The sequence below is a fragment of the Caballeronia sp. S22 genome (assembly GCF_964261745.1).
In the GTDB taxonomy this organism is placed as follows: domain Bacteria; phylum Pseudomonadota; class Gammaproteobacteria; order Burkholderiales; family Burkholderiaceae; genus Caballeronia; species Caballeronia jiangsuensis.
The window spans coordinates 940,099-960,215 of the sequence record NZ_OZ180035.1 but is presented as its reverse complement, the minus strand read 5'-3'; the positions used below and the strand labels follow the sequence as shown (position 1 = coordinate 960,215).

General features: G+C 63.0%; 20 protein-coding genes. 2 read left to right on the top strand and 18 right to left on the bottom strand.

Annotated features, from left to right (window positions below; genetic code table 11):
* Nucleotides 1–103: 103 nt before the first annotated feature.
* The 5 genes from ACEN42_RS04510 to ACEN42_RS04490 form a co-directional block, all read right to left on the bottom strand.
* The gene (locus ACEN42_RS04510) at nt 104–1,039 is read right to left on the bottom strand and encodes an electron transfer flavoprotein subunit alpha/FixB family protein (protein ID WP_371880741.1); all 936 of its coding nucleotides are present in this window, start codon (nt 1,037–1,039) and stop codon (nt 104–106) included.
* A gap of 15 nt (nt 1,040–1,054) precedes the next feature.
* A complete protein-coding gene (locus ACEN42_RS04505) occupies nt 1,055–1,804 on the bottom strand; it encodes an electron transfer flavoprotein subunit beta/FixA family protein (RefSeq protein WP_035503223.1) in 750 nt (249 codons plus the stop codon).
* Between the two features lie 176 nt (nt 1,805–1,980).
* Nucleotides 1,981–2,775 carry a MetQ/NlpA family ABC transporter substrate-binding protein gene (locus ACEN42_RS04500; protein WP_187605842.1) on the bottom strand — a complete coding sequence of 265 codons (795 nt, stop codon included), beginning with the start codon at nt 2,773–2,775 and terminating at the stop codon, nt 1,981–1,983.
* Between the two features lie 15 nt (nt 2,776–2,790).
* Nucleotides 2,791–3,444 (bottom strand): methionine ABC transporter permease, encoded by a 654-nt coding sequence (locus ACEN42_RS04495; RefSeq protein WP_238212538.1) that lies wholly within the window; start codon nt 3,442–3,444, stop codon nt 2,791–2,793.
* Nucleotides 3,434–4,468, bottom strand: a complete 1,035-nt coding sequence (locus ACEN42_RS04490) for a methionine ABC transporter ATP-binding protein (protein WP_238212540.1) — start codon at nt 4,466–4,468, stop codon at nt 3,434–3,436. The genes ACEN42_RS04495 and ACEN42_RS04490 overlap by 11 nt, the downstream gene beginning before the upstream one ends.
* A 167-nt stretch (nt 4,469–4,635) precedes the next feature.
* On the opposite strand from ACEN42_RS04490, the gene ACEN42_RS04485 reads away from it, so the two are divergent.
* A complete protein-coding gene (locus tag ACEN42_RS04485) occupies nt 4,636–5,520 on the top strand; it encodes a lysophospholipase (protein ID WP_371880740.1) in 885 nt (294 codons plus the stop codon).
* Here ACEN42_RS04485 and ACEN42_RS04480 read toward each other — a convergent pair.
* Nucleotides 5,517–6,440 carry a histone deacetylase family protein gene (locus ACEN42_RS04480; RefSeq protein ID WP_187605845.1) on the bottom strand — a complete coding sequence of 308 codons (924 nt, stop codon included), beginning with the start codon at nt 6,438–6,440 and terminating at the stop codon, nt 5,517–5,519. The two genes, ACEN42_RS04485 and ACEN42_RS04480, sit on opposite strands and share 4 nt — an antisense overlap.
* 278 nt (nt 6,441–6,718) lie before the next feature.
* Between ACEN42_RS04480 and mltB the strand changes: the two genes are divergently transcribed.
* The gene (mltB, locus tag ACEN42_RS04475) at nt 6,719–7,891 is read left to right on the top strand and encodes a lytic murein transglycosylase B (RefSeq protein WP_371880739.1); all 1,173 of its coding nucleotides are present in this window, start codon (nt 6,719–6,721) and stop codon (nt 7,889–7,891) included.
* Nucleotides 7,892–7,969: 78 nt separating this feature from the next.
* Here mltB and cysM read toward each other — a convergent pair whose 3' ends face one another.
* From cysM to ACEN42_RS04415, 12 genes are all read right to left on the bottom strand, one after another.
* On the bottom strand, nt 7,970–8,872 hold the full coding sequence (cysM, locus tag ACEN42_RS04470; protein WP_371880738.1) for a cysteine synthase CysM: 903 nt from the start codon (nt 8,870–8,872) through the stop codon (nt 7,970–7,972).
* A gap of 274 nt (nt 8,873–9,146) precedes the next feature.
* Nucleotides 9,147–9,536, bottom strand: a complete 390-nt coding sequence (locus ACEN42_RS04465; protein ID WP_371880737.1) for a ComEA family DNA-binding protein — start codon at nt 9,534–9,536, stop codon at nt 9,147–9,149.
* A 75-nt stretch (nt 9,537–9,611) separates the two neighbouring features.
* Nucleotides 9,612–10,604 (bottom strand): ADP-glyceromanno-heptose 6-epimerase, encoded by a 993-nt coding sequence (rfaD, locus tag ACEN42_RS04460; RefSeq protein ID WP_035503212.1) that lies wholly within the window; start codon nt 10,602–10,604, stop codon nt 9,612–9,614.
* Between the two features lie 19 nt (nt 10,605–10,623).
* A complete protein-coding gene (gene rfaE1 / locus ACEN42_RS04455) occupies nt 10,624–11,598 on the bottom strand; it encodes a D-glycero-beta-D-manno-heptose-7-phosphate kinase (RefSeq protein ID WP_187605850.1) in 975 nt (324 codons plus the stop codon).
* Nucleotides 11,564–12,967 carry a UDP-glucose/GDP-mannose dehydrogenase family protein gene (locus tag ACEN42_RS04450; RefSeq protein WP_187605851.1) on the bottom strand — a complete coding sequence of 468 codons (1,404 nt, stop codon included), beginning with the start codon at nt 12,965–12,967 and terminating at the stop codon, nt 11,564–11,566. Before ACEN42_RS04450 ends, rfaE1 begins: the two co-directional genes overlap by 35 nt.
* A gap of 82 nt (nt 12,968–13,049) precedes the next feature.
* Nucleotides 13,050–14,225, bottom strand: coding sequence for a lipopolysaccharide assembly protein LapB (gene lapB, locus ACEN42_RS04445; RefSeq protein ID WP_187605852.1), 1,176 nt, complete (start codon nt 14,223–14,225; stop codon nt 13,050–13,052).
* Between the two features lie 42 nt (nt 14,226–14,267).
* Nucleotides 14,268–14,561 (bottom strand): lipopolysaccharide assembly LapA domain-containing protein, encoded by a 294-nt coding sequence (locus tag ACEN42_RS04440; protein ID WP_035503208.1) that lies wholly within the window; start codon nt 14,559–14,561, stop codon nt 14,268–14,270.
* Nucleotides 14,562–14,854: 293 nt separating this feature from the next.
* Nucleotides 14,855–15,184, bottom strand: coding sequence for an integration host factor subunit beta (locus tag ACEN42_RS04435; protein WP_008342376.1), 330 nt, complete (start codon nt 15,182–15,184; stop codon nt 14,855–14,857).
* A gap of 23 nt (nt 15,185–15,207) precedes the next feature.
* On the bottom strand, nt 15,208–16,938 hold the full coding sequence (rpsA, locus tag ACEN42_RS04430; RefSeq protein ID WP_181291061.1) for a 30S ribosomal protein S1: 1,731 nt from the start codon (nt 16,936–16,938) through the stop codon (nt 15,208–15,210).
* 118 nt (nt 16,939–17,056) lie between these two features.
* Nucleotides 17,057–17,737 (bottom strand): (d)CMP kinase, encoded by a 681-nt coding sequence (gene cmk, locus ACEN42_RS04425; RefSeq protein WP_187605853.1) that lies wholly within the window; start codon nt 17,735–17,737, stop codon nt 17,057–17,059.
* A 75-nt stretch (nt 17,738–17,812) separates the two neighbouring features.
* Nucleotides 17,813–19,117, bottom strand: a complete 1,305-nt coding sequence (gene aroA / locus ACEN42_RS04420; RefSeq protein WP_371880736.1) for a 3-phosphoshikimate 1-carboxyvinyltransferase — start codon at nt 19,115–19,117, stop codon at nt 17,813–17,815.
* 21 nt (nt 19,118–19,138) lie between these two features.
* Entirely contained in the window at nt 19,139–20,065 is a 927-nt protein-coding gene (locus ACEN42_RS04415) for a prephenate dehydrogenase (protein WP_371880735.1), read from the bottom strand.
* Between the last annotated feature and the right edge of the window lie 52 nt (nt 20,066–20,117).

Here is a 20,117-nt window from a genome sequence, read left to right as displayed (position 1 = left end):
TTGTCTCCTCTCTCTAACGATATTTCGGTACAAAAAAAGGGCGCAACGTTCGTCGCGCCCTTTGTTTTTCTTTGTGGCGAGTGTTCGACTCACACGGCGCGGTTTAGCCGAGTTCTTTCACCAGTTCCGGCACGACCGCGAACAGATCGCCGACGAGACCGTAATCGGCCACGCTGAAGATCGGCGCTTCGGGATCCTTGTTGATCGCGACGATGACCTTCGAATCCTTCATGCCGGCCAGATGCTGAATCGCGCCCGAGATGCCGACCGCCACGTACAGTTGCGGCGCGACGATCTTGCCGGTTTGACCGACCTGATAATCGTTCGGCACATAGCCAGCATCGACTGCCGCGCGCGATGCGCCCAGCGCCGCGTTGAGTTTGTCCGCGAGCGGCTCCAGCGTCTTCGTATAGTTCTCGCCGCTACCCAGTCCACGTCCACCCGACACGATGATGTGCGCGCTTGTCAGTTCCGGGCGATCGAGCTTCGTCACTTCACGGCTTACGAACTGCGAGATGCCCGCGTCGGCTGCTGCTTCGATCTTCTCGATCGTAGCGTTACCACCTTCAGCCGCAACCGGATCGAAACCCGTCGCGCGCACCGTGACGACCTTGATCGGATCGCTCGATTGCACCGTTGCGATGGCGTTGCCCGCGTAGATCGGACGCTCGAACGTGTCTGCGCTATCGACGGCGGTGATATCGCTGATTTGCGCGACATCGAGATGCGCGGCGATACGCGGCGCGATGTTCTTACCGTAAGCGGTCGCCGGCGCGAAGATGTGCGAATAGTCCTTAGCGATGTTCAACACCGTGCCGTCGATGTTTTCAGCCAGGCCGTCGGCGAGTTGAGGCGCATCGGCGAGCAGTACCTTTGCGACGCCCGCGATCTTCGCTGCCGCATCCGCCGCGCCCTGCGCGTTCGAACCTGCGACCAGCACATGCACATCGCCGCCAACCTTCGCCGCCGCTGCAACCGTGTTCAGCGTCGCTGCCTTGATCGACGCATTGTCGTGTTCCGCAATTACCAGAATCGTCATTTTTTCGCGTCTCCTTTACAGCACTTTGGCTTCGGTCTTGAGCTTCTCGACCAGCGTCTTCACGTCGGGCACCATGATGCCCGCGCTGCGCTTCGGCGGCTCGACGACCTTCAGCGTCTTCAGACGCGGCGCGACATCGACGCCCAGATCGGCGGGCTTCACGGTCGTCAGCGTCTTCTTCTTCGCCTTCATGATGTTCGGCAGCGTCACGTAGCGCGGCTCGTTCAGGCGCAGATCGGTGGTGATCACTGCGGGAAGCTTCAGCGACAGCGTTTCCGCGCCGCCATCGACTTCACGCGACACAGTCGCCTTGCCGTCCGCGACCACGACCTTCGATGCGAACGTCGCCTGCGGCAGACCCGCCAGTGCAGCGAGCATCTGGCCGGTTTGATTCGAATCGTCGTCGATTGCCTGCTTGCCGAGGATGACGAGTTCAGGCTTTTCCTGATCGACCAGCGCCTTCAGAATCTTCGCCACCGCCAGCGGTTGCAGTTCATCGGCGGATTCGACGAGGATCGCGCGATCCGCGCCGATTGCCAGCGCGGTACGCAGCGTTTCCTGACACTGCGTCACGCCGCAGGACACGGCAATCACTTCCGTCGCGACACCCGCTTCCCTCAGACGCACCGCCTCTTCGACGGCGATTTCGTCGAACGGGTTCATCGACATCTTCACATTGGCGATATCGACGCCCGTGTTATCCGACTTCACCCGGACCTTCACGTTGTAGTCGACCACGCGCTTGACTGGCACCAGAATTTTCATGCACACGCTCCAAAGTTACGATTACGTCAACCCAGCGTCATTATACGAGCGACGCGACGGATAACCCCTCCCGCGACGGGTGGGTTGAGGCATCGTGCAATAGCTATGCGCTTATTTTTATCGAACGGTCGTTCTATTTCTATCCACGAAAACCCGAACATCACCCGTGAAATCGATTACCAGGCCGTAATCACCGCCCCTGCATATTTGCCTTCGACGAACTGCTTCACCTCCGGCGAGTGATACGCCGCGATGAGTTTGGCGACCCACGGCTTGTCCTTGTCGGCCGCGCGGATCGCAATGATGTTGACGTACGGACCGCGCGGATCCTCGATGGCGATCGCGTCCGACTTCGGCTTGAGGCCGGCTTCCATCGCGAAGTTCGTGTTGATGGCGGCGGCGTCGACGTCGTCGAGCGAGCGCGGAATCTGCGCGGCGTCGAGTTCGACGATCTTCAGTTTCTTCGGATTCTCGACGATATCGAGCGGCGTCGCCTTCAGGCCCGCATCCGCGCGCAGCTTGATCAGGCCTTGCTTCTGCAGCAGCAACAATGCACGGCCGCCGTTGGTCGGATCGTTAGGCACCGCGATGCGCGCGCCGTTGCCGAGCGCCGACAGCGACTTCAGCTTCTTCGAATAGATGCCCATGGGAAACGTCACGGTATCGGCGATCCGGATGAGCTTGTAGCCGCGGTCCTTCACCTGCGCGTCGAGATACGGCAGATGCTGATAGCTGTTCGCGTCGAGATCGCCGGCGGCGAGCGCGGCGTTCGGCTGCACGTAATCCGAGAACTCGACGACCGTGATCTTGAGGCCGTTCTTCGCGGCGACCTGCTTCACGACGTCCATGATCTGCGCGTGCGGGCCGCCGGTCACGCCCAGCTTGATCGCGTCTTCAGCGTGCGCGACGCCGTTGAACAGCGTTGCGCTCAGAAGCGCGGCGGCGAACTTCAAAATGAATCGACGTTGCATGGTTTTCTTGAGTGGTTATTTATGGCTGAGACGACGAACGAGCCAGTCGCCGAAGGATTGCACGAGCTGCACGAACACGATGAGGATGACCACGACGGTGAGCATCACTTCAGGCAAGAAGCGCTGATAGCCATAGCGGATGCCGAGATCGCCGAGACCGCCGCCGCCGATCGCGCCCGCCATCGCCGAATAGCCGACGAGCGACACGAACGTGATGGTGAGCCCCGCTACGACGCCCGGCAGCGATTCCGGCAGCAGCACCTTGAAGACGATCTGGCTCGTGGTCGCGCCCATCGCCTGCGCGGCTTCGATGAGACCGCGATCCACTTCGCGCAGCGCGGTTTCGACAAGCCGCGCGATGAACGGCGCAGCGGCGATGGTCAACGGCACCACAGCGGCCGCGGTGCCGATCGACGAGCCGACGACGAGCCGCGTGAACGGAATCACCGCGACGAGCAGGATGATGAACGGCGTCGAACGCACCGCATTGACGATGCCGCCGAGCACGCGATTCACGCCGATGTTCTGCAGCACGCCATCGCGATCGGTGAGATAGAGCAGCACGCCGAGCGGCAGACCGACGGCCGCGCCGACGAGTCCCGAAATGCCGACCATGATCAGCGTTTCCCAGAACGACTGCACGAACATGTCGAACATTTCACTCAACATGGGACAACTCCTCCACGACGACACCCTGTGAACGCAAATACTCGATCGCTTCCGCGATCTTCACCGGCTGGCCACCCGCGAGCACCGCGAGCGAGCCGAACGCCTGGCCCTGAATCTCATCGATCTGGCCATGCAGGATGTTGAAATCGAGTTCGTAGCGGCGGATCGTCTCCGAGAGAATCGGCTGATCGACGCCCGAGCCGGTGAACGCGAGCCTCAGCAAATGGCCGCTGCCGGTCTTCAGGCGCTCGATGACGCGCGCCTTCAATGCGGGCGGCAACTCGTGCGCGATCACATCGCCGATCAGCGCGCGCGTGACTTCGTGATGCGGCTGCATGAAGACATCGACGACCTTGCCCTCCTCCACCACGCGGCCCGCGTCGAGCACCGCGACGCGATCGCACACCTGCTTGATCACTTCCATCTGATGCGTAATGAGCACGATCGTGAGACCAAGCTCGCGATTGATCTTGCGCAGCAGATCGAGAATCGCGCGCGTGGTTTCCGGATCGAGCGCGGACGTGGCTTCGTCGGAAAGCAGCACTTTCGGCCTGCTCGCGAGCGCCCGGGCGATGCCCACGCGCTGCTTCTGCCCGCCGCTGATCTGCGCGGGATACTTGTCCTTGTGCGTCGTGAGACCGACGAGATCGAGCAGCGGCAAGACGGCCGCCTCGATTTCCGCGCGCTTCTTGCCGGCGAGTTCGAGCGGCAACGCGACGTTGTCGTACACCGTGCGCGAGCTCAGCAGGTTGAAATGCTGAAAGATCATGCCGATGTCGCGGCGCGCCGCGCGCAGATCGTCCTTGCCGAGCGTCGTGAGATCGCTTCCGTCGACGATCACGTTGCCTTCGCTCGGACGCGTCAGCAGATTGATGGTGCGCACCAGCGTGCTCTTGCCAGCGCCGCTGCGCCCGATGATGCCGAACACTTCGCCGGCGGGAATCGTCAGATTGACGTTGTGCAGCGCCTCGACCCAGCCGCGGGGCCCCGCGAAGCGCTGCGAGAGATTGCGTATTTCGATCATAAAAATGCAAACGGCGGAAGGCTCGCCGGGTGAAACGCACCCGCGCCGCCGGCCGCCGCCTGTTTGTAGTCGTAGTAGTACCGTCGCCCGCGATTTTACCGGACGCGTTACATTCTGTTTAATAATGATTTCAGATCGACTAATAACGTGGAGATATTTACAGGCTCATGTCCCGGCATATTTATTCGACGAGCGCAGTCACGACGCGAAGCGGCGTGGAACTGTTCCTGCATCGCTGGCAGCCCGCGCCGGATGTCGAACTGAACGCGCGCATCGCGCTCGTTCACGGCCTCGGCGAGCACGCGGGGCGTTACGACGCGCTCGCGATCGCGTTGAACGCGGCGGGCATCGAAGTGATCGCGATCGATCTGCGCGGGCACGGGAAGTCGTCGGGCGATCGGGCGTGGGTGCGCGTGTTCACGGACTATCTGCGTGACACCGACGTGCTGCTCGAAGCGTGCGCCGCGACGCCGCCCGTCGCCACGCCGCTCTTTCTGATGGGCCATAGCATGGGCGGCACGATCGCGGCGCTCTATGCCGCCGAACGCGCGAAAGAGAAAAAGCTGGCCGGGTTGATTCTGTCGAGTCCTGCGTTGAAGATCGGCGCGGGCACGCCTCGCTGGAAGGCGAAATTTTCCCGCATCGTCGGGACGGTAGCGCCGCGTCTGGCCGCGTTCAGCATCGACCCAGCGCTGCTTTCGCGCGCGCCGGGTGTCGTCGAAGCGTATAAACGCGATCCGCTCGTGCTTCACGCCGCGGTGCCGGCGCGCACGGCCGCGCAGATTCTCGCCGGGATGGACCGCGTGGCGGCGAAGCGAGGCGAGATCGCACTGCCGCTTCTCGTCTTCCACGGCAGCGAGGACGCGATCTGCGATCCCGCCGGCAGCCGCGAATTCGAAGCGAACGCGGGATCGAACGACAGCACGCTCTCGATTCACGTAGGCAGCGCGCACGAGACGCTCAACGATCTCGACCGCGATCGCGTGATCCGCGAGCTCATCGACTGGATTCTGGTGCGCGCCGACTACGCGCGCACGCATACGCCCCGCTAGATTTCCGCGAGCACCCGAAGATGCGCGACGACGCTGCGACCCAGCGCCGACAGGTTGTATCCGCCTTCCAGACAACTCACGATGCGCCCTTGCGCGTGACGCTTCGCCACCGCGCGGACCTGCTCGGTGATCCACGCGTAATCGTCCTCGACGAGGCCCATGTTGGCCATGTCGTCTTCGCGATGCGCGTCGAAGCCGGCGGAGACGAAGATCATCTGCGGCTTGAATTCCTCGAGCCGCGGCAGCCATAACATGTCGACGACTTCGCGCACCTGCATGCCCTTCGTGCGCGCGGGCAGCGGCACGTTGACCATGTTCGACGCGTGGTTGTCGGCGCCGCTGAACGGATAGAACGGATGCTGGAAGAAGCTGCACATCAGCACGCGCGAATCGCCGCTGAAGGCGGCCTCGGTGCCGTTGCCGTGATGCACGTCGAAATCGACGATCGCGACGCGCTGCAAGCCGTGCACTTCGAGCGCATGACGCGCGGCGATCGCGACGTTGTTGAAGAGGCAAAAGCCCATCGCGCGAGCGGGCTCCGCGTGATGGCCCGGCGGGCGCACGCTGCAGAACGCGTTGTCGTAGCGGCCTTCGATGACGGCATCGGTCGCCGCGATCGCCGCGCCTGCCGCACGCAACGCGGCACGATAGGACTCGGGGCACATCGACGTATCGGGATCGAGTTCGCTTCTGCCCGACTCCGGGGTGCGGCTCTTGATGTAGTCGATGTGCGCCTGCGTGTGCACGCGCGCGAGGTCGGTTTCCTCGGCGAGCGGCGCTTCCTCGCGCTCGATGAGCGAATCGATCCGGCTCGCGATCAGCTGATCTTCGATCGCCTGCAAACGCGCCGGACACTCGGGATGCCACTGGCCGTTGTCGTGTCGAAGGCAGTCGGGGTGGGAGTAAAAGCCGGTGGCCATGATGTCTCGCAATGCCGCTTTCGTCGGCTCTCGTCTCGTATTTTTTCGTCATACGCGACCACGTGTCGCGCAATTGACGTTAAGTTACCACACCGTTCGGCACGTCCGCCCTCCCTCCGGCACATGGACAGTATGGGCGCGATGCGTCGGTTATACTGCCCCGACGCCTTGCCGGCCGAGCGGTTGCGCGCGGCATCTCGCAGGCCGTTGCGTTCCGTTAGGCGTTTTGGCCGCTCGTGCATCTGGCATCGCCCCTACCGCCCTCAACCACGCACACTATGACTTTCCAGTTTGCTCCGTTCGACTTCACGGCTACGTTCAAGCCGGCAAAGCGCCCACTCGTTGCTTCCCTCGTCTGCGCGCTCGGCTTTCTTTCCGGCAACAGTGCCTTTGCGCAGTCGCAGCAACCGCAGGCCGCGACGCCGCAAGGGCAGATGTTCGAAGAAGAGATCGTGCCGCAGCGTTACGCGAACAATCCGAATGTCGAAGCGTTCATCAACGACATGGTCGCGCGCTACGACTTCGATTCGTCGGCGCTGCACGACCTGTTCGCCCGCGTGAGTTATTCGGCGACGGCGGCGAAGCTGGTCCTGCCGTCCCCCACGCCGCAAACCAAGAACTGGCGCGCGTATCAGGCGCGTTTCATCGAGCCGGTGCGCATCAATGCGGGCGTGAAGTTCTGGCGCGCGAATCAGGCCACGCTGCAGCGCGCCGCGGAGCAATTCGGCGTGCCGCCTGAAGTGATCGTCGGGATCATCGGCGTGGAGACGATCTACGGCAAGTACATGGGCAACTTCCGCGCGCTCGACGCGCTGACCACGCTCACCTTCGATTATCCGAACACGCCGAACCGCGTCGAGCGCATGGCGACCTTCCGCAAGAATCTGGAAGACCTGCTCGTGTGGACGCGTGACTCGCAGATCGATCCGACGACCGTGCTCGGTTCGTACACCGGCGCGATCGGGATTCCGCAGTTCCTGCCGAGCAGCATCGTGCAATACGCGGTCGATTACGACGGCAACAGCCGCATCGATCTGCGCACGAGTCCGGCGGATGCCATCGGCAGCGTGGCGAACTATCTGAAGCAGAACGGCTGGGAGCCGGGTCGGCCGGTCGTATGGCGTATCGCGGGGGATGTCGGCAGTCAGGGCATCGCGCAAGCCGCCGCAGACGGCGCGCCGGAACCGAAGTGGTCGCTCGCGCAACTGACGAAGGCCGGCATGCTGCTCAACGAGCCGGGACTGAACATCGCGGCCGAAGCGCCGACGCCGCTCACCGTGGTCGATCTGCCCACGCCCGGCCGCGCGACCGAATACACGTTGGGGCTAAAGAACTTCTACGTGCTCACGCGCTACAACCGCAGCTTCTTCTATGCGCTCGCCGTGTATCAACTGGGCGAAGCAGTGAAGGCGCGCATGATGGCGGGCGATACGGGCACGAACCCGCAGTGATGTCGTCCCCGCGCTGAAAAAAACAAAACCCCGGCACACGCCGGGGTTTTTTTCATCGAACTGGCGAAACGCGCGGCATCAAGCCGGAAATACGCCCGTCGACAGATAACGATCGCCACGATCGCAGATGATGAACACGATGGTTGCGTTCTCCACCTGACGCGCGATGCGCAGCGCGACCTCGCACGCGCCGCCGGACGAAATGCCCGCGAAGATGCCTTCGACCGATGCGAGGCGTCGCGCCATCGTTTCGGACGCCGCCTGGCTCACGTTCTCCACGCGATCGACACGGCTGCGATCGAAGATCTTCGGCAGATACGCTTCCGGCCACTTGCGGATGCCCGGAATGCGCGAGCCTTCTTCCGGCTGCGCACCGATGATCTCGATCTTCTGGTTCTGTTCCTTCAGATACTTCGACACGCCCATGATCGTGCCGGTCGTGCCCATCGACGAGACAAAGTGCGTGAGGCGGCCTTCGGTCTGACGCCACAGTTCGGGGCCAGTGCCTTCGTAGTGCGCGAGCGGGTTGTCGGGATTCGCGAACTGATCGAGGATGATGCCCTTGCCATCGCGCTGCATCTGATCGGCGAGATCGCGCGCGTATTCCATGCCGCCCGTCACCGGCGTGAGCACGATCTCCGCGCCATACGCGGCCATGCTCTGACGGCGCTCGACCGACAGATCTTCGGGCATCAGCAGCACCATCTTGTAGCCGCGCATCGCGGCGGCCATCGCGAGCGCGATGCCGGTGTTGCCGCTCGTCGCTTCGATCAGCGTGTCGCCCGGCTTGATGCGGCCGCGCTCTTCAGCTTTCCTGATCATCGACAGCGCCGGACGATCCTTCACCGAGCCCGCCGGATTGTTGCCTTCGAGCTTGCCGAGCACGATGTTGTTGCGGCTGCGGATTTCATCGTCCACGATGCGGACGAGTTGCACGAGCGGCGTGTTGCCGATCGTGTCTTCGATAGTCATGTAAGCCATATGCGAAAGCGGTCGATCCCCACGCACGACGCGTCTGCAGCGGGGAATTTGGTATAGGGGATGCGTCGATTGTAGCCCAGTGGTCCCGCCGATGCCGGCGCGCCCCTGATGCGCGGATGGATTGCCGCGCGAAGCAGTAAGCCGGATGGCAGAACCCCGGCCTCGCCTACGCGCCGTGCGCACATGCAAAAAACCCCGCGGGGAGGCCATCCGCGGGGAGCCCAAAAACATCGGAAGGCTGAAGGAGACCGGTGACGCGCCTTCGCGCGTTCCGCTATTTCTTCACGACGACCGGTTTGGACGACGTGGACGCCGAAACCTGCGTCGCGACCGCCGAGTTTGCGCCGCCGGGCGGTGCGGCGTTACCCGGCGTTGCGGCCGTTGCCGTCTTCGACGCGGCGCCCACCGTCAATCCTTCCGCTTCGAGACGTTGAACCGTCTTGCCGCCCATACCTTTCACGCGCGTGCCGAGATCGGTGGCGTCCTTGAACGGACCGTGCGCCTGACGTTCATCGAGAATGGCTTTCGCCTTCGCCGGACCGATGCCCTTGATGCCGCGCAGCGCGTCGGAGTTGGCGGTATTGACGTCGACGGCCGCCCACGCGCTACCGATGGAAAAGATGAGCGCGAACGCGGCGATCGACGAGAGTGCTTGCTTGAACATGACTGAGTCTCCGAGAAGAACCGGCCGGCACCAGCGCCGACCGTGAGACCCAGTGTAGAGAGACGCGAAACGCGTTTATAGCTGGCCGAATAGCCAACGCACGTAACGATCGACGCCTTCCTGAACGGTCAGAAACGGCGCGTCGTAACCCGCCGCGCGCAGGCGCGACTGGTCCGCCTGGGTGAAGCATTGATATTTGCCGCGCAGTGCGTCGGGGAACGGAATGTACTCGATGAGCCCGCGCTGCACCAGTTCCGCGAGCGACAGCGAAGCTTCGCCGTTGAGCGCGCGCAACGAGTTCACGACCGTCGACGCGATATCGTTGAACGGTTGGGCCCGTCCCGTGCCGAGATTGAAAATGCCCGACTTCTCCGGATGATCGAAGAAGAACAGGTTCACCTTCACGACATCTTCGACGGAGATGAAATCGCGCGTCTGCTCGCCGGCCGCGTAGCCGTTGTATTCGCCGAAAAGCTTGACCTTGCCTTCCGAGCGGAACTGGTTGAAGTTGTGGAACGCAACCGAGGCCATGCGGCCCTTGTGCGTCTCGCGCTGGCCGTACACGTTGAAGTAGCGAAAGCCGACGATCTGACTCTGCGCCTTCGGCAATACCTGACGCACGATCTGATCGAAGAGGAATTTCGAATAGCCGTAGACATTGAGCGGCTTCTCGACTTCGCGCTCCTCGACGAACCGGCTCGACCCGCCGTAAGTCGCCGCCGACGACGCGTACAGGAACTGCGCGCCCTGCGCGAGGCACGCGTCCATGACGTCGCGGCTGTAGCGGAAGTTGTTGTCCATCATGTAGCGGCCGTCGGTTTCCATCGTGTCCGAACAGGCGCCTTCATGGAACACCGCGCGCACCTTGCCGAAATCGCCGCGCCTGAAGCGCTCGACGAACTCGGTTTTATCGAGGTAATCGTCGATCTCGCAATCGACCAGATTCTTGAACTTGTCGGCGCGCGTGAGATTGTCGACCGCGATCACGCGGTTCTCGCCACGTTCGTTGAGCGCCTTGACGATATTGCTGCCGATGAACCCGGCAGCACCGGTAACGATGATGGTCATGGCGAAGTATCAGATAAGGTCAGGCGAAGAGTTCGTTGTAGTCGACGGTCGCCGTGCCGAGCTTGCCCACGACAATACCCGCCGCGCGGTTCGCATAGACGATCGAGTCGACGAGCGGCACACCCGCGCCCAGCATGGTCGCGACCGTTGCGATGACGGTGTCGCCCGCACCCGAGACATCATACACTTCGCGTGCTTCGGCCGACGTGTGCAGCACCTGGTTCTCGGTGAAGAGCGTCATGCCTTCCTCGGAACGCGTGAGCAGCAGCGCGGAGAGTTCGAGTTCGGCGCGCAGCTTCGTCACGCGCTCCAGCAGGTCTTCTTCGGACTTCCATTGGCCGATCACCTCGCGCAGTTCCGCGCGATTCGGCGTGATGAGCGTGGCCCCGCGATAACGGTCCCAGTCATCGCCCTTCGGATCGACGAGCACCGGCTTGCCGGCGCGTTTCGCGTCCGCGATCATCTGCGTGACGTGCGTCAGGCCGCCCTTCGCGTAATCCGACATGAGGATCACGTCGTGCAGAGGCAGCAGTTCCGCGAAACGCGCGAGGCACGCGCGCAGCACTTCGTGATTCGGCGTGTTCTCGAAATCGACGCGCAGCAGTTGCTGCTGGCGCGACAGCACGCGCAGCTTGATCGTCGTGAGCAGTTCGGGGTCGCGTTCGAGGTGCCCCGCGACCTTGCTCTCGCCGAGCAGTTCGACGACGCGCTCGCCCGGCTCGTCGTGACCGACCGCGCAGAGCAGCCCCGTCTGCGCGCCGAGCGCCGCCGCGTTTCGCGCGACGTTCGCCGCGCCGCCGAGACGGTCTTCCTTCTTCTGCACGTGCACGACCGGAACCGGCGCTTCGGGCGAGATGCGATTGACGTCGCCGAACCAGTAACGGTCGAGCATCACGTCGCCGACCACCAGCACGCGCGCCGCCGAAATGCGCGCACGCGGCACGACGGGAATATCGGCTTTAGTTGCTGCTGCCGTTGCGGCCGAGTTCGACATGGGGACGTCCTATTGCAAAGTAGTCGATGCCCATTTCGGCCATCGCTTCCGGTTCATACAGATTGCGGCCGTCGAAGATCACTGGCGTCTTCAATGCGCTCTTCAGATGCCAGAAATCCGGGCTCTTGAATTCCTTCCATTCGGTCACGATGACGAGCCCGTCCGCTCCCGTCAGCGCATCCTGTTGGGTCTTCATGAAGTGCAGGCGCTTCAGGTCTTCCGGGCGATCCGCGAGATCGAGCGCGAACACGCGCTCGGCCTCATCGCGCGCAACGGGATCGTAGCCGCGCACGGTGGCGCCGCGGCGCAGCAGCGCCTCGATGATGCGCCGGCTCGACGCCTCGCGCATGTCGTCGGTATTGGGCTTGAATGCGAGGCCCCAAATGGCGAACGTGCGCCCGCGCAGGTCTTCGCCCATGCGCTTCACGATCTTGTTGACGAGCACTTCCTTCTGGTCGTTATTGACCGCTTCCACCGCTTCGAGAATGCGTAGCGTGTGGCCGTTTTCCCGCGCCGTCTGCGCGAGCGCCTGCACGTCCTTCGGAAAGCACGAGCCGCCGTAACCGCAGCCCGCGTACAGGAAGTGATAGCCGATGCGCGGGTCCGAGCCAATACCGCGCCGCACCGATTCGATATCGGCGCCGACGGTGTCCGCGAGATTCGACAGATCGTTCATGAACGAGATGCGCGTCGCGAGCATCGCGTTGGCGGCATATTTCGTGAATTCCGCCGAGCGCACGTCCATGTACAGCGTGCGCTCGTGATTGCGGTTGAACGGCGCGTAGAGGCGCTTCATCTTCTCGCGCGCGCGATTGCCCGCGTCGTCGTCGTCGATGCCGATCACAATGCGATCGGGGCGCATGAAGTCATCGACCGCCGCGCCTTCCTTCAGGAACTCCGGATTCGACACGACCGAGAAGCGATGTTTGTCCGAGCCTTCGAGCCCGCGCGTCTTCAGCTCTTCGTCGATGACCTTCTGCACCTGCAGCGCCGTGCCGACCGGCACCGTCGATTTATCGACGATCACCTTGAAGCCGTTCGAATACTTGCCGATGTTGCGCGCCGCCGCGAGCACGTACTGCAGGTCGGCGGAGCCGTCTTCGTCGGGCGGCGTGCCCACGGCGATGAACTGGATATCGCCGTGCTCCACGCTCGCTTTCACGTCGGTGGAAAACTGGATGCGACCGGCCGCGCGCGTGCGCCTCAGCATTTCCTGAAGGCCCGGCTCGTGGATCGGCACGCCGCCATTGTTGAGAATTTCGATCTTGCGCGGATCGACGTCCACGCAAAACACGTCATTGCCGATTTCGGCAAGGCACGCGCCGGTCACAAGACCGACGTAACCCGTGCCGACGATGGTTACTTTCATACGCTTTCCGGTGGTTTCTGAAATGCCGGTGGCGGAAGCGGCGCGCTCACGCGCCGCATGATGTCGTGCTTGCCGCGCGGGTTCAGGCCGAGTTCGTGATCGGCTCGACGCGGCGCGGTGCGTACGTCTCCCAGCCGCTGCAGCCGGGACATTGCCAATAGAATAGTCGCGCGCGGAAGCCGCAAGTTTGACACGTATAGCGCGGCAGATTCTTAGTGCGCTGTTTCACCAGATTACGCATCAGTTCGAGCTCGCCGCGGCGCGGCTCGTCGGCTGTCGCTTCCTGTGCTTCGAGCAGGCGCGTCATGCCCGCGAGATTCGGCGCGCTCTGCATCTGCTTGCGCGCGAGCGCGTGCGCCGCTTCCAGGCCGCGCAATTCCTGCACGTGCTTGTACGCGACATCGAGCAAATCGTTCGACGGATAACGCGTCGTGTAATCGATCAGCAGGTCGACGCCCTCGTCCCTGTGCCCGAGCGCGCTGTACGCCTTCATCAGCTTCTCGGCGACAAGCGGCAGATACGCTTCGTTCTGTTCCTCGACACGCTTCCAGTTCGCGATCGCAGCTTCGACATTGCCCGCGGCGGCTTCGACATCGCCCGCGAGGATCGTCGCGCGCACGTTGTCCGGGTTCGACGCCAGCGCGAGCTTCAGTTCGGCGCGCGCGCCATCGGGATTCTTGCGCTGCAAGGCTTCCTGCGCGAGCTCGCAGTGAAAATGCGCGATCTCCATATGCAGCGACGGCGCGCCCATCTTCTCGATCTGCTCGGCCGTCGTGATCGATTTCGGCCAGTCTTTTTCGATCTCGTAGATGGTCAGGAGCGCGCGCTGCGCGCCGAGCGAATACTCGCCCGAGTTCAGCGACTTGAACGTCTCCTCCGCACGATCCAGCAAGCCCGCCTTCAGAAAGTCCTGGCCGAGTTCATATAACGCGTGATCGCGTTCGGCGGCCGGCAAATCCGCGCGGCTCAGGAGATTCTGGTGCACGCGGATCGCGCGATCGGTTTCGCCGCGGCGGCGGAACAGATTGCCGAGCGCGAAGTGCAGCTCGATCGTTTCCGGATCGAGCTTGGCGACCTCGATGAATGCGTCGATCGCCTTGTCGTGTTGTTCGTTGAGAAGAAAATTGAGGCCGCGAAAATACGAGCGCGGCAGGTTCGCATTCTCGGACAGCAGCGTTTTCAGGTCATAGCGGGACGCCATCCACCCCAGCGCGAACGCGACGGGAATGACGAGCAGCCACCAGAAGTCTAGATCCATGCGATTAGTCGTTGAATGTTAGGTGTCTGCTTTCGCGGCGCGTCAGATGAGCGGCGGCATCGGCGGTTCTTCCTTGACAACCGGTGTCTCGCGCGCGACGCGCAGTTCGCGCCTGAGGCGGCCGTTTTCCATGCGCAGACGCACCATCGCCGGCACCGCGGATACGAGTCCCGCCAGCAATCCGACGACGAAAAACGCGAGACCGATCAGAATCAGCGGCGCTGTCCAGGCGTAGCCCGCGAGGAAGTTCAACGTCGCGGACTGAGTATTGGCAAGCGCCAGCACCAGCAACAACACGAATACCAGAACGCGGATCAGCCAGACGATGAATTTCATGTAGGGTCTCGCAAGAGCGGTTGCACCAGTCGACCCGCCTTTTTCGGCCGGGCCTGCGCGGTTGAACACCCAGGTCAAAGTGACCGGTATTGTAATTGATGCGTCCGGGTGCCGGCGGTCGCCGGTTCGCCGCTCGATTTTTTAGCAAACAATGAACCCGTCGCGGCACATCGTCGATGAAAAAACGCCGCGCATAAAAAAAGCACCCCGAAGGGTGCTTTCCTGGTCGATTGCCTCGTGGCCGGACGCCGCGAACCGAAAATCCAGAAGGATCATCAGTCAGGATGCGCCGATCAGAGATCGTCCGCATCGTCGTCATTCGACGCCTTCAGAGGCTCGCCCGCACGGCCGTCGACGCGTTCGCGCAATTCCTTGCCCGGCTTGAAGTGCGGCACGAATTTCTCCGGTACCAGCACCTTCTCACCCGACTTGGGATTGCGCCCGACGCGTGACGGACGACGGTTGAGCCCGAAGCTGCCGAAGCCGCGGATCTCGATGCGGTGACCGTTGGCCAAAGCCTCCGACATCGCATCGAGCATCGTCTTCACCGCGAAATCCGCATCCTTGAGGACAAGTTGCGGAAATCGCGACGCCAACTGGGCGACCAATTCCGATTTGGTCATTCTGCAGCTGTGCCGTTAAGGGCTTAGCTGTTCTGGCCGTCGAGCTTGGCCTTGAGCAGCGCGCCGAGGTTGGTCGTGCCGGTCGCGGCGGCGTTCGAGTCGCCCTGCAGGCTGCGCATGGCTTCCTGCTGTTCGGCCGAATCCTTCGCCTTGATCGACAGGTTGATGCCACGCGACTTGCGATCGATGTTGATGATCATCGCGTTGACCTTGTCGCCTTCCTTCAACACGTTGCGCGCATCTTCCACGCGGTCTTGCGCGATTTCCGAAGCACGCAGGTAGCCTTCGACTTCGCCGGACAGCGTAACGACAGCACCCTTCGGATCGACCGACTTCACGACGCCGTCGACGATTGCGCCCTTGTCGTTGATCGCGACAAAGTTGCTGAACGGATCGCCTTCGAGCTGCTTGATGCCGAGCGAAATGCGTTCCTTCTCGACGTCGATGCCCAGAACCACGGCTTCGACTTCGTCGCCCTTCTTGTACTTGCGGACGGCTTCTTCGCCGGTCTCCGACCACGACAGATCCGACAGGTGAACCAGACCGTCGATGCCGCCAGGCAGACCGATGAACACGCCGAAGTCGGTGATCGACTTGATGGCGCCGCTGATCTTGTCGCCCTTCTTGAAGTTGCGGCTGAAGTCATCCCACGGATTCGGCTTGCACTGCTTCATGCCGAGCGAGATACGGCGGCGGTCTTCGTCGATTTCGAGAACCATGACTTCGACTTCGTCGCCCAGCTGAACAACCTTCGACGGCGCAACGTTCTTGTTGGTCCAGTCCATTTCCGACACGTGGACCAGGCCTTCGATGCCCGATTCCACTTCGACGAATGCGCCGTAGTCGGTGATGTTCGTGACCTTGCCGAACAGGCGCGTGCCCGACGGGTAACGGCGCGAGATGCCTTCCCACGGATCGTCGCCCAGTTGCTTGATGCCGAGCGAGACGCGGTTCTTTTCTTGGTCGAACTTGAGGATCTTGGCGGTGACTTCCTGGCCAACCGACAGCACTTCCGACGGGTGACGCACACGACGCCATGCGATGTCGGTGATGTGCAGCAGGCCGTCGATACCGCCGAGGTCCACGAACGCGCCGTAGTCGGTGATGTTCTTGACCACGCCTTCGACGATCGCGCCTTCCTTCAGCGTCTCGAGCAGCTTCGCGCGCTCTTCGCCTTGCGTGGCTTCGATCACCGCGCGGCGCGACAGCACCACGTTGTTACGCTTGCGGTCGAGCTTGATGACGCGGAATTCGAGCGTCTTGCCTTCGTACGGCGTCGTGTCCTTGACGGGACGCGTGTCGACGAGCGAACCCGGCAGGAACGCGCGGATGCCGTTGACCATGACGGTCATGCCGCCCTTGACCTTGCCCGTGATCGTACCGGTCACGAGTTCGTTGTTGTCGAGTGCCTTTTCCAGCGACAGCCACGAAGCCAGACGCTTCGCCTTGTCGCGCGACAGGATGGTGTCGCCATAGCCGTTTTCCAGCGCGTCGATCGCGACGGAAACGAAGTCGCCCGCCTGCACTTCCACTTCACCCGCGTCGTTCAGGAACTCTTCGAGCGGAATATAGGCTTCGGACTTAAGACCAGCGTTGACGACCACGAAGTTGTGGTCGACACGCACGACTTCGGCGGAGATCACTTCGCCGGCGCGCATGTCCTGCTTGGTCAGCGACTCTTCGAACAGAGCCGCGAAAGATTCGGTATTCGGGGTGGAGGTTTGCAGGTCGGACATAAAAATCTGAATTTGCACAGCCTTTGCGCGGTGGTTCAGGATTGAACCGGTGAAGCGCAACGCCATACGGGGTTAAAGGGTTTAACACACGCTCCGCTTTCGACGGAGCACCTTGCCTCTTCACTACACCAACTCGTTACACACGAATTGCGCTGTACCAGCCGATGATCTGTTCGACCGTTTGATCGATCGACAAACCGGAGGTGTCCAGCGTCTTCGCATCCGCAGCGGGCTTGAGCGGCGCGGCGCTCCGGTTCATGTCCCGGTCGTCGCGTGCGCGCAAATCACGCAGCAAGTCATCCATATTAGCAGAAAAACCTTTTTGCATCAATTGCTTATGCCGTCGAGCCGCCCGTGCCTCGACGCTCGCCGTTAAAAATACCTTCAGCGTGGCGTCCGGGAAGATGACGGTGCCCATGTCGCGGCCGTCGGCGACGAGGCCGGGGCGCTTGCGAAACGCCCGCTGACGCGCGACCAGCGCCTGACGCACTTCGGGATAAACGGCGATCGCGGAAGCGCGGTTGCCGACCTCTTCCTGGCGGATTTCGCCCGAAACGTCGACGCCGTCGAGCTGCGCGCAGCCTTCGCGGAAGGTGATATGGAGCGCTTCGATGAGCTTTGCAAGGCCGGGCGCATCGTCCTTCGCCACCTCGTAGCGGATGCTCGCGAGCGCCGCGAGCCGGTAGAGCGCGCCGCTGTCGAGCAGGTGAAAGCCGAGCGTCGCCGCGACGATCGCCGCGACCGTGCCCTTGCCCGAAGCCGTCGGCCCGTCGATGGTGATCACTGGAGTAGGGTCGAAAGGACGGGTCGGTTTCATCGAGTCTGGCCGGTCTGGCCCGTTATTGCGGTCATTGAATTCGAAGTCATCGCGTTTCACGGTACAGCGCTCCGATTACGCTTTCACGAGCGTCGAGAAACGCTCGAAATAGTCCGGAAAAGTCTTGTTCACGCATTTCGGATCGTTGATGCGCACCGGCACGCCGCCGAGACTGACGAGCGAGAAGCACATCGCCATGCGGTGATCGTCGTAGGTATCGATCGCGGCGTTCGGCGTGAGCTTCGCCGGCGGCGTGACGACGAGAAAGTCCGCGCCCTCTTCCACGGTCGCGCCGACCTTGCGCAGCTCGGTCGCCATCGCGGCGATGCGGTCGGTTTCCTTCACGCGCCAGCTCGCGATATTGCGCAAGGTCGTCGTGCCGCTTGCGAACAGCGCGGCCACGGCGATGGTCATCGCGGCGTCGGGGATCAGATTGAAGTCCATGTCGATGGGCGCGAGCTTGCCGTCGTCCGACTCGACGCCGCGCACCTCGATCCAGTCCTCACCCATCATCACGTTCGCGCCCATGCGATTGAGCGCGTCCGCGAAGCCGACGTCGCCCTGAATGCTCGAACGCCCGACGCCTTCCACGCGCACCGGCCCGTGGCCGATCGCGCCCGCCGCGAGGAAATACGACGCGGACGACGCATCGCCTTCGACCATGATCGCGCCCGGCGACTTGTAGCCCGCGCCGGCCGGAATCGTGAAACGCGACCAGCCCTCGCGCTCGACGGTCACGCCAAAGCGCTCCATCAAGCGGATCGTGATGTCGATGTACGGTTTCGACGTGAGCTCGCCTTCGATCTCGATCGCAACCGGACCGTTTCGGCCGACGACGACCGGCAGGGTCATCAGGAGCGCGGTCAGAAACTGGCTCGACACGTCGCCGCGCACGCGGACCGGCTTGTCGATCGCAATCTTCGCGGCGTGAATCCGCAGCGGCGGGAAGCCGTCGTTCAGTTCGTAATCGATCGCAGCGCCGATCTGACGCAGCCCGTCGACGAGATCGCCGATCGGCCGCTCGTGCATGCGCGGCACGCCGTGCACGCGGTATTCGCCGCCGTTCACCGCGAGCGCCGCCGTCAGCGGCCGCACCGCCGTGCCCGCGTTGCCGAGAAACAGCTCCGCCGATTTCGACGGAAACGCGCCGCCCGTCCCGTCGACGATCACGCGCTCGCCATCCTCACGCACCGCGACGCCGAGCGTTTTGAGCGCGGCGAGCATGACGCGCGTGTCGTCGGAATCGAGCAGATTCGTGATGGACGTTTCCCCGCTCGCGAGCGCCGCGAGCAGCAGCACGCGGTTCGAAATGCTCTTCGAGCCGGGCAGGCGCACGGTGCCGGACGCGCGAGAGAAAGGTCCGAGATCGAGATGTTCCATAGTGGTTCCTTGGGTCACAGCTTATTTCGCGGCGATGTCGCTGGATGGCTTGATGCCGCCGCGTTCCTGCCACTCTTTGCGCGCCACGCGCGAGCGCGCGAACGCCGCTTCGAGCGCCGCGCCATCCGATGCGTCGATCGCCGCGCGAAACCGCGCGAGCACGGCCGTGTAGTCGTCGAGTTCGGCGAGCAGCGCGGCGCGATTCGCGAGACAGATATCGCGCCACATTTCCGGGCTCGAAGCCGCGATGCGCGTGAAATCGCGGAAGCCGCCCGCGGCGAACGAAAATTTCAGGTCGGCATCGGGCGTATCGAGAATCTGATCGACGAGCGCGAACGACAGCACGTGCGGCAAATGACTCACCGATGCAAACACGCGATCGTGCTGCGCCTCGCTCATCTCGCGCACGCACGCGCCGGTCGCGCGCCACATCGACGCGATGCGCTCGACATCGTCCGCTGCGTTGTCGGGCAACGGGCACAACACGACATTGCGATCGACGTACAGATCGGGCAACGCGGCCTCGACGCCGCTCGACTCGCGCCCGGCGATCGGATGCCCCGGCACGAACTGCGCGATGCGCTCACCCAGCGCCCGCCGCGCCGAAGCGACGACATCCGTCTTCGTGCTGCCCGCATCGGTGACGATGGTGCGCGCGTCGAGAAACGGCGCGATCCGCGCGAGCAACGGCTCGGTCTGCGCGACGGGCGCGGCGAGCAGCACCACGTCCGCGCCTTGAAGCGCGTTCGCGAGCGCGGTGTCGTCGCCGAGCGCGGCGGCTTCGTCGATCACGCCGAGTTCGAGCGCGCGTTCGACCGACGCAGCCGAACGCCCCACCCCGACCACACGACCCGCGAGCCCCGAGCGCTCACGCAAGGCGCGCGCAAGCGAACCGCCGATCAGACCGACGCCGAAGATAACCAGTTTATTGAATGAGAACGCAGCCACGGGACATCGATAAGAGCGCGTCGTCCGACGCAAGGTGAAACGAACCGCCGCG

Excerpts from the sequence above, each read along its gene's own strand:
- ACEN42_RS04450 (WP_187605851.1), bottom strand. The coding sequence starts at position 12,967 with ATGAAAGTAACCATCGTCGGCACGGGTTACGTCGGTCTTGTGACCGGC.
- ACEN42_RS04485 (WP_371880740.1), top strand. The coding sequence starts at position 4,636 with ATGTCCCGGCATATTTATTCGACGAGCGCAGTCACGACGCGAAGCGGC.
- ACEN42_RS04490 (WP_238212540.1), bottom strand. The coding sequence starts at position 4,468 with ATGATCGAAATACGCAATCTCTCGCAGCGCTTCGCGGGGCCCCGCGGC.
- aroA (WP_371880736.1), bottom strand. The coding sequence starts at position 19,117 with ATGGAACATCTCGATCTCGGACCTTTCTCTCGCGCGTCCGGCACCGTG.
- cmk (WP_187605853.1), bottom strand. The coding sequence starts at position 17,737 with ATGAAACCGACCCGTCCTTTCGACCCTACTCCAGTGATCACCATCGAC.
- ACEN42_RS04505 (WP_035503223.1), bottom strand. The coding sequence starts at position 1,804 with ATGAAAATTCTGGTGCCAGTCAAGCGCGTGGTCGACTACAACGTGAAG.
- ACEN42_RS04480 (WP_187605845.1), bottom strand. The coding sequence starts at position 6,440 with ATGGCCACCGGCTTTTACTCCCACCCCGACTGCCTTCGACACGACAAC.
- ACEN42_RS04465 (WP_371880737.1), bottom strand. The coding sequence starts at position 9,536 with ATGTTCAAGCAAGCACTCTCGTCGATCGCCGCGTTCGCGCTCATCTTT.
- ACEN42_RS04440 (WP_035503208.1), bottom strand. The coding sequence starts at position 14,561 with ATGAAATTCATCGTCTGGCTGATCCGCGTTCTGGTATTCGTGTTGTTG.
- ACEN42_RS04500 (WP_187605842.1), bottom strand. The coding sequence starts at position 2,775 with ATGCAACGTCGATTCATTTTGAAGTTCGCCGCCGCGCTTCTGAGCGCA.
- ACEN42_RS04510 (WP_371880741.1), bottom strand. The coding sequence starts at position 1,039 with ATGACGATTCTGGTAATTGCGGAACACGACAATGCGTCGATCAAGGCA.
- ACEN42_RS04435 (WP_008342376.1), bottom strand. The coding sequence starts at position 15,184 with ATGACCAAATCGGAATTGGTCGCCCAGTTGGCGTCGCGATTTCCGCAA.
- lapB (WP_187605852.1), bottom strand. The coding sequence starts at position 14,225 with ATGGATCTAGACTTCTGGTGGCTGCTCGTCATTCCCGTCGCGTTCGCG.
- mltB (WP_371880739.1), top strand. The coding sequence starts at position 6,719 with ATGACTTTCCAGTTTGCTCCGTTCGACTTCACGGCTACGTTCAAGCCG.
- cysM (WP_371880738.1), bottom strand. The coding sequence starts at position 8,872 with ATGGCTTACATGACTATCGAAGACACGATCGGCAACACGCCGCTCGTG.
- rfaE1 (WP_187605850.1), bottom strand. The coding sequence starts at position 11,598 with ATGTCGAACTCGGCCGCAACGGCAGCAGCAACTAAAGCCGATATTCCC.
- ACEN42_RS04495 (WP_238212538.1), bottom strand. The coding sequence starts at position 3,444 with ATGTTGAGTGAAATGTTCGACATGTTCGTGCAGTCGTTCTGGGAAACG.
- rfaD (WP_035503212.1), bottom strand. The coding sequence starts at position 10,604 with ATGACCATCATCGTTACCGGTGCTGCCGGGTTCATCGGCAGCAATATC.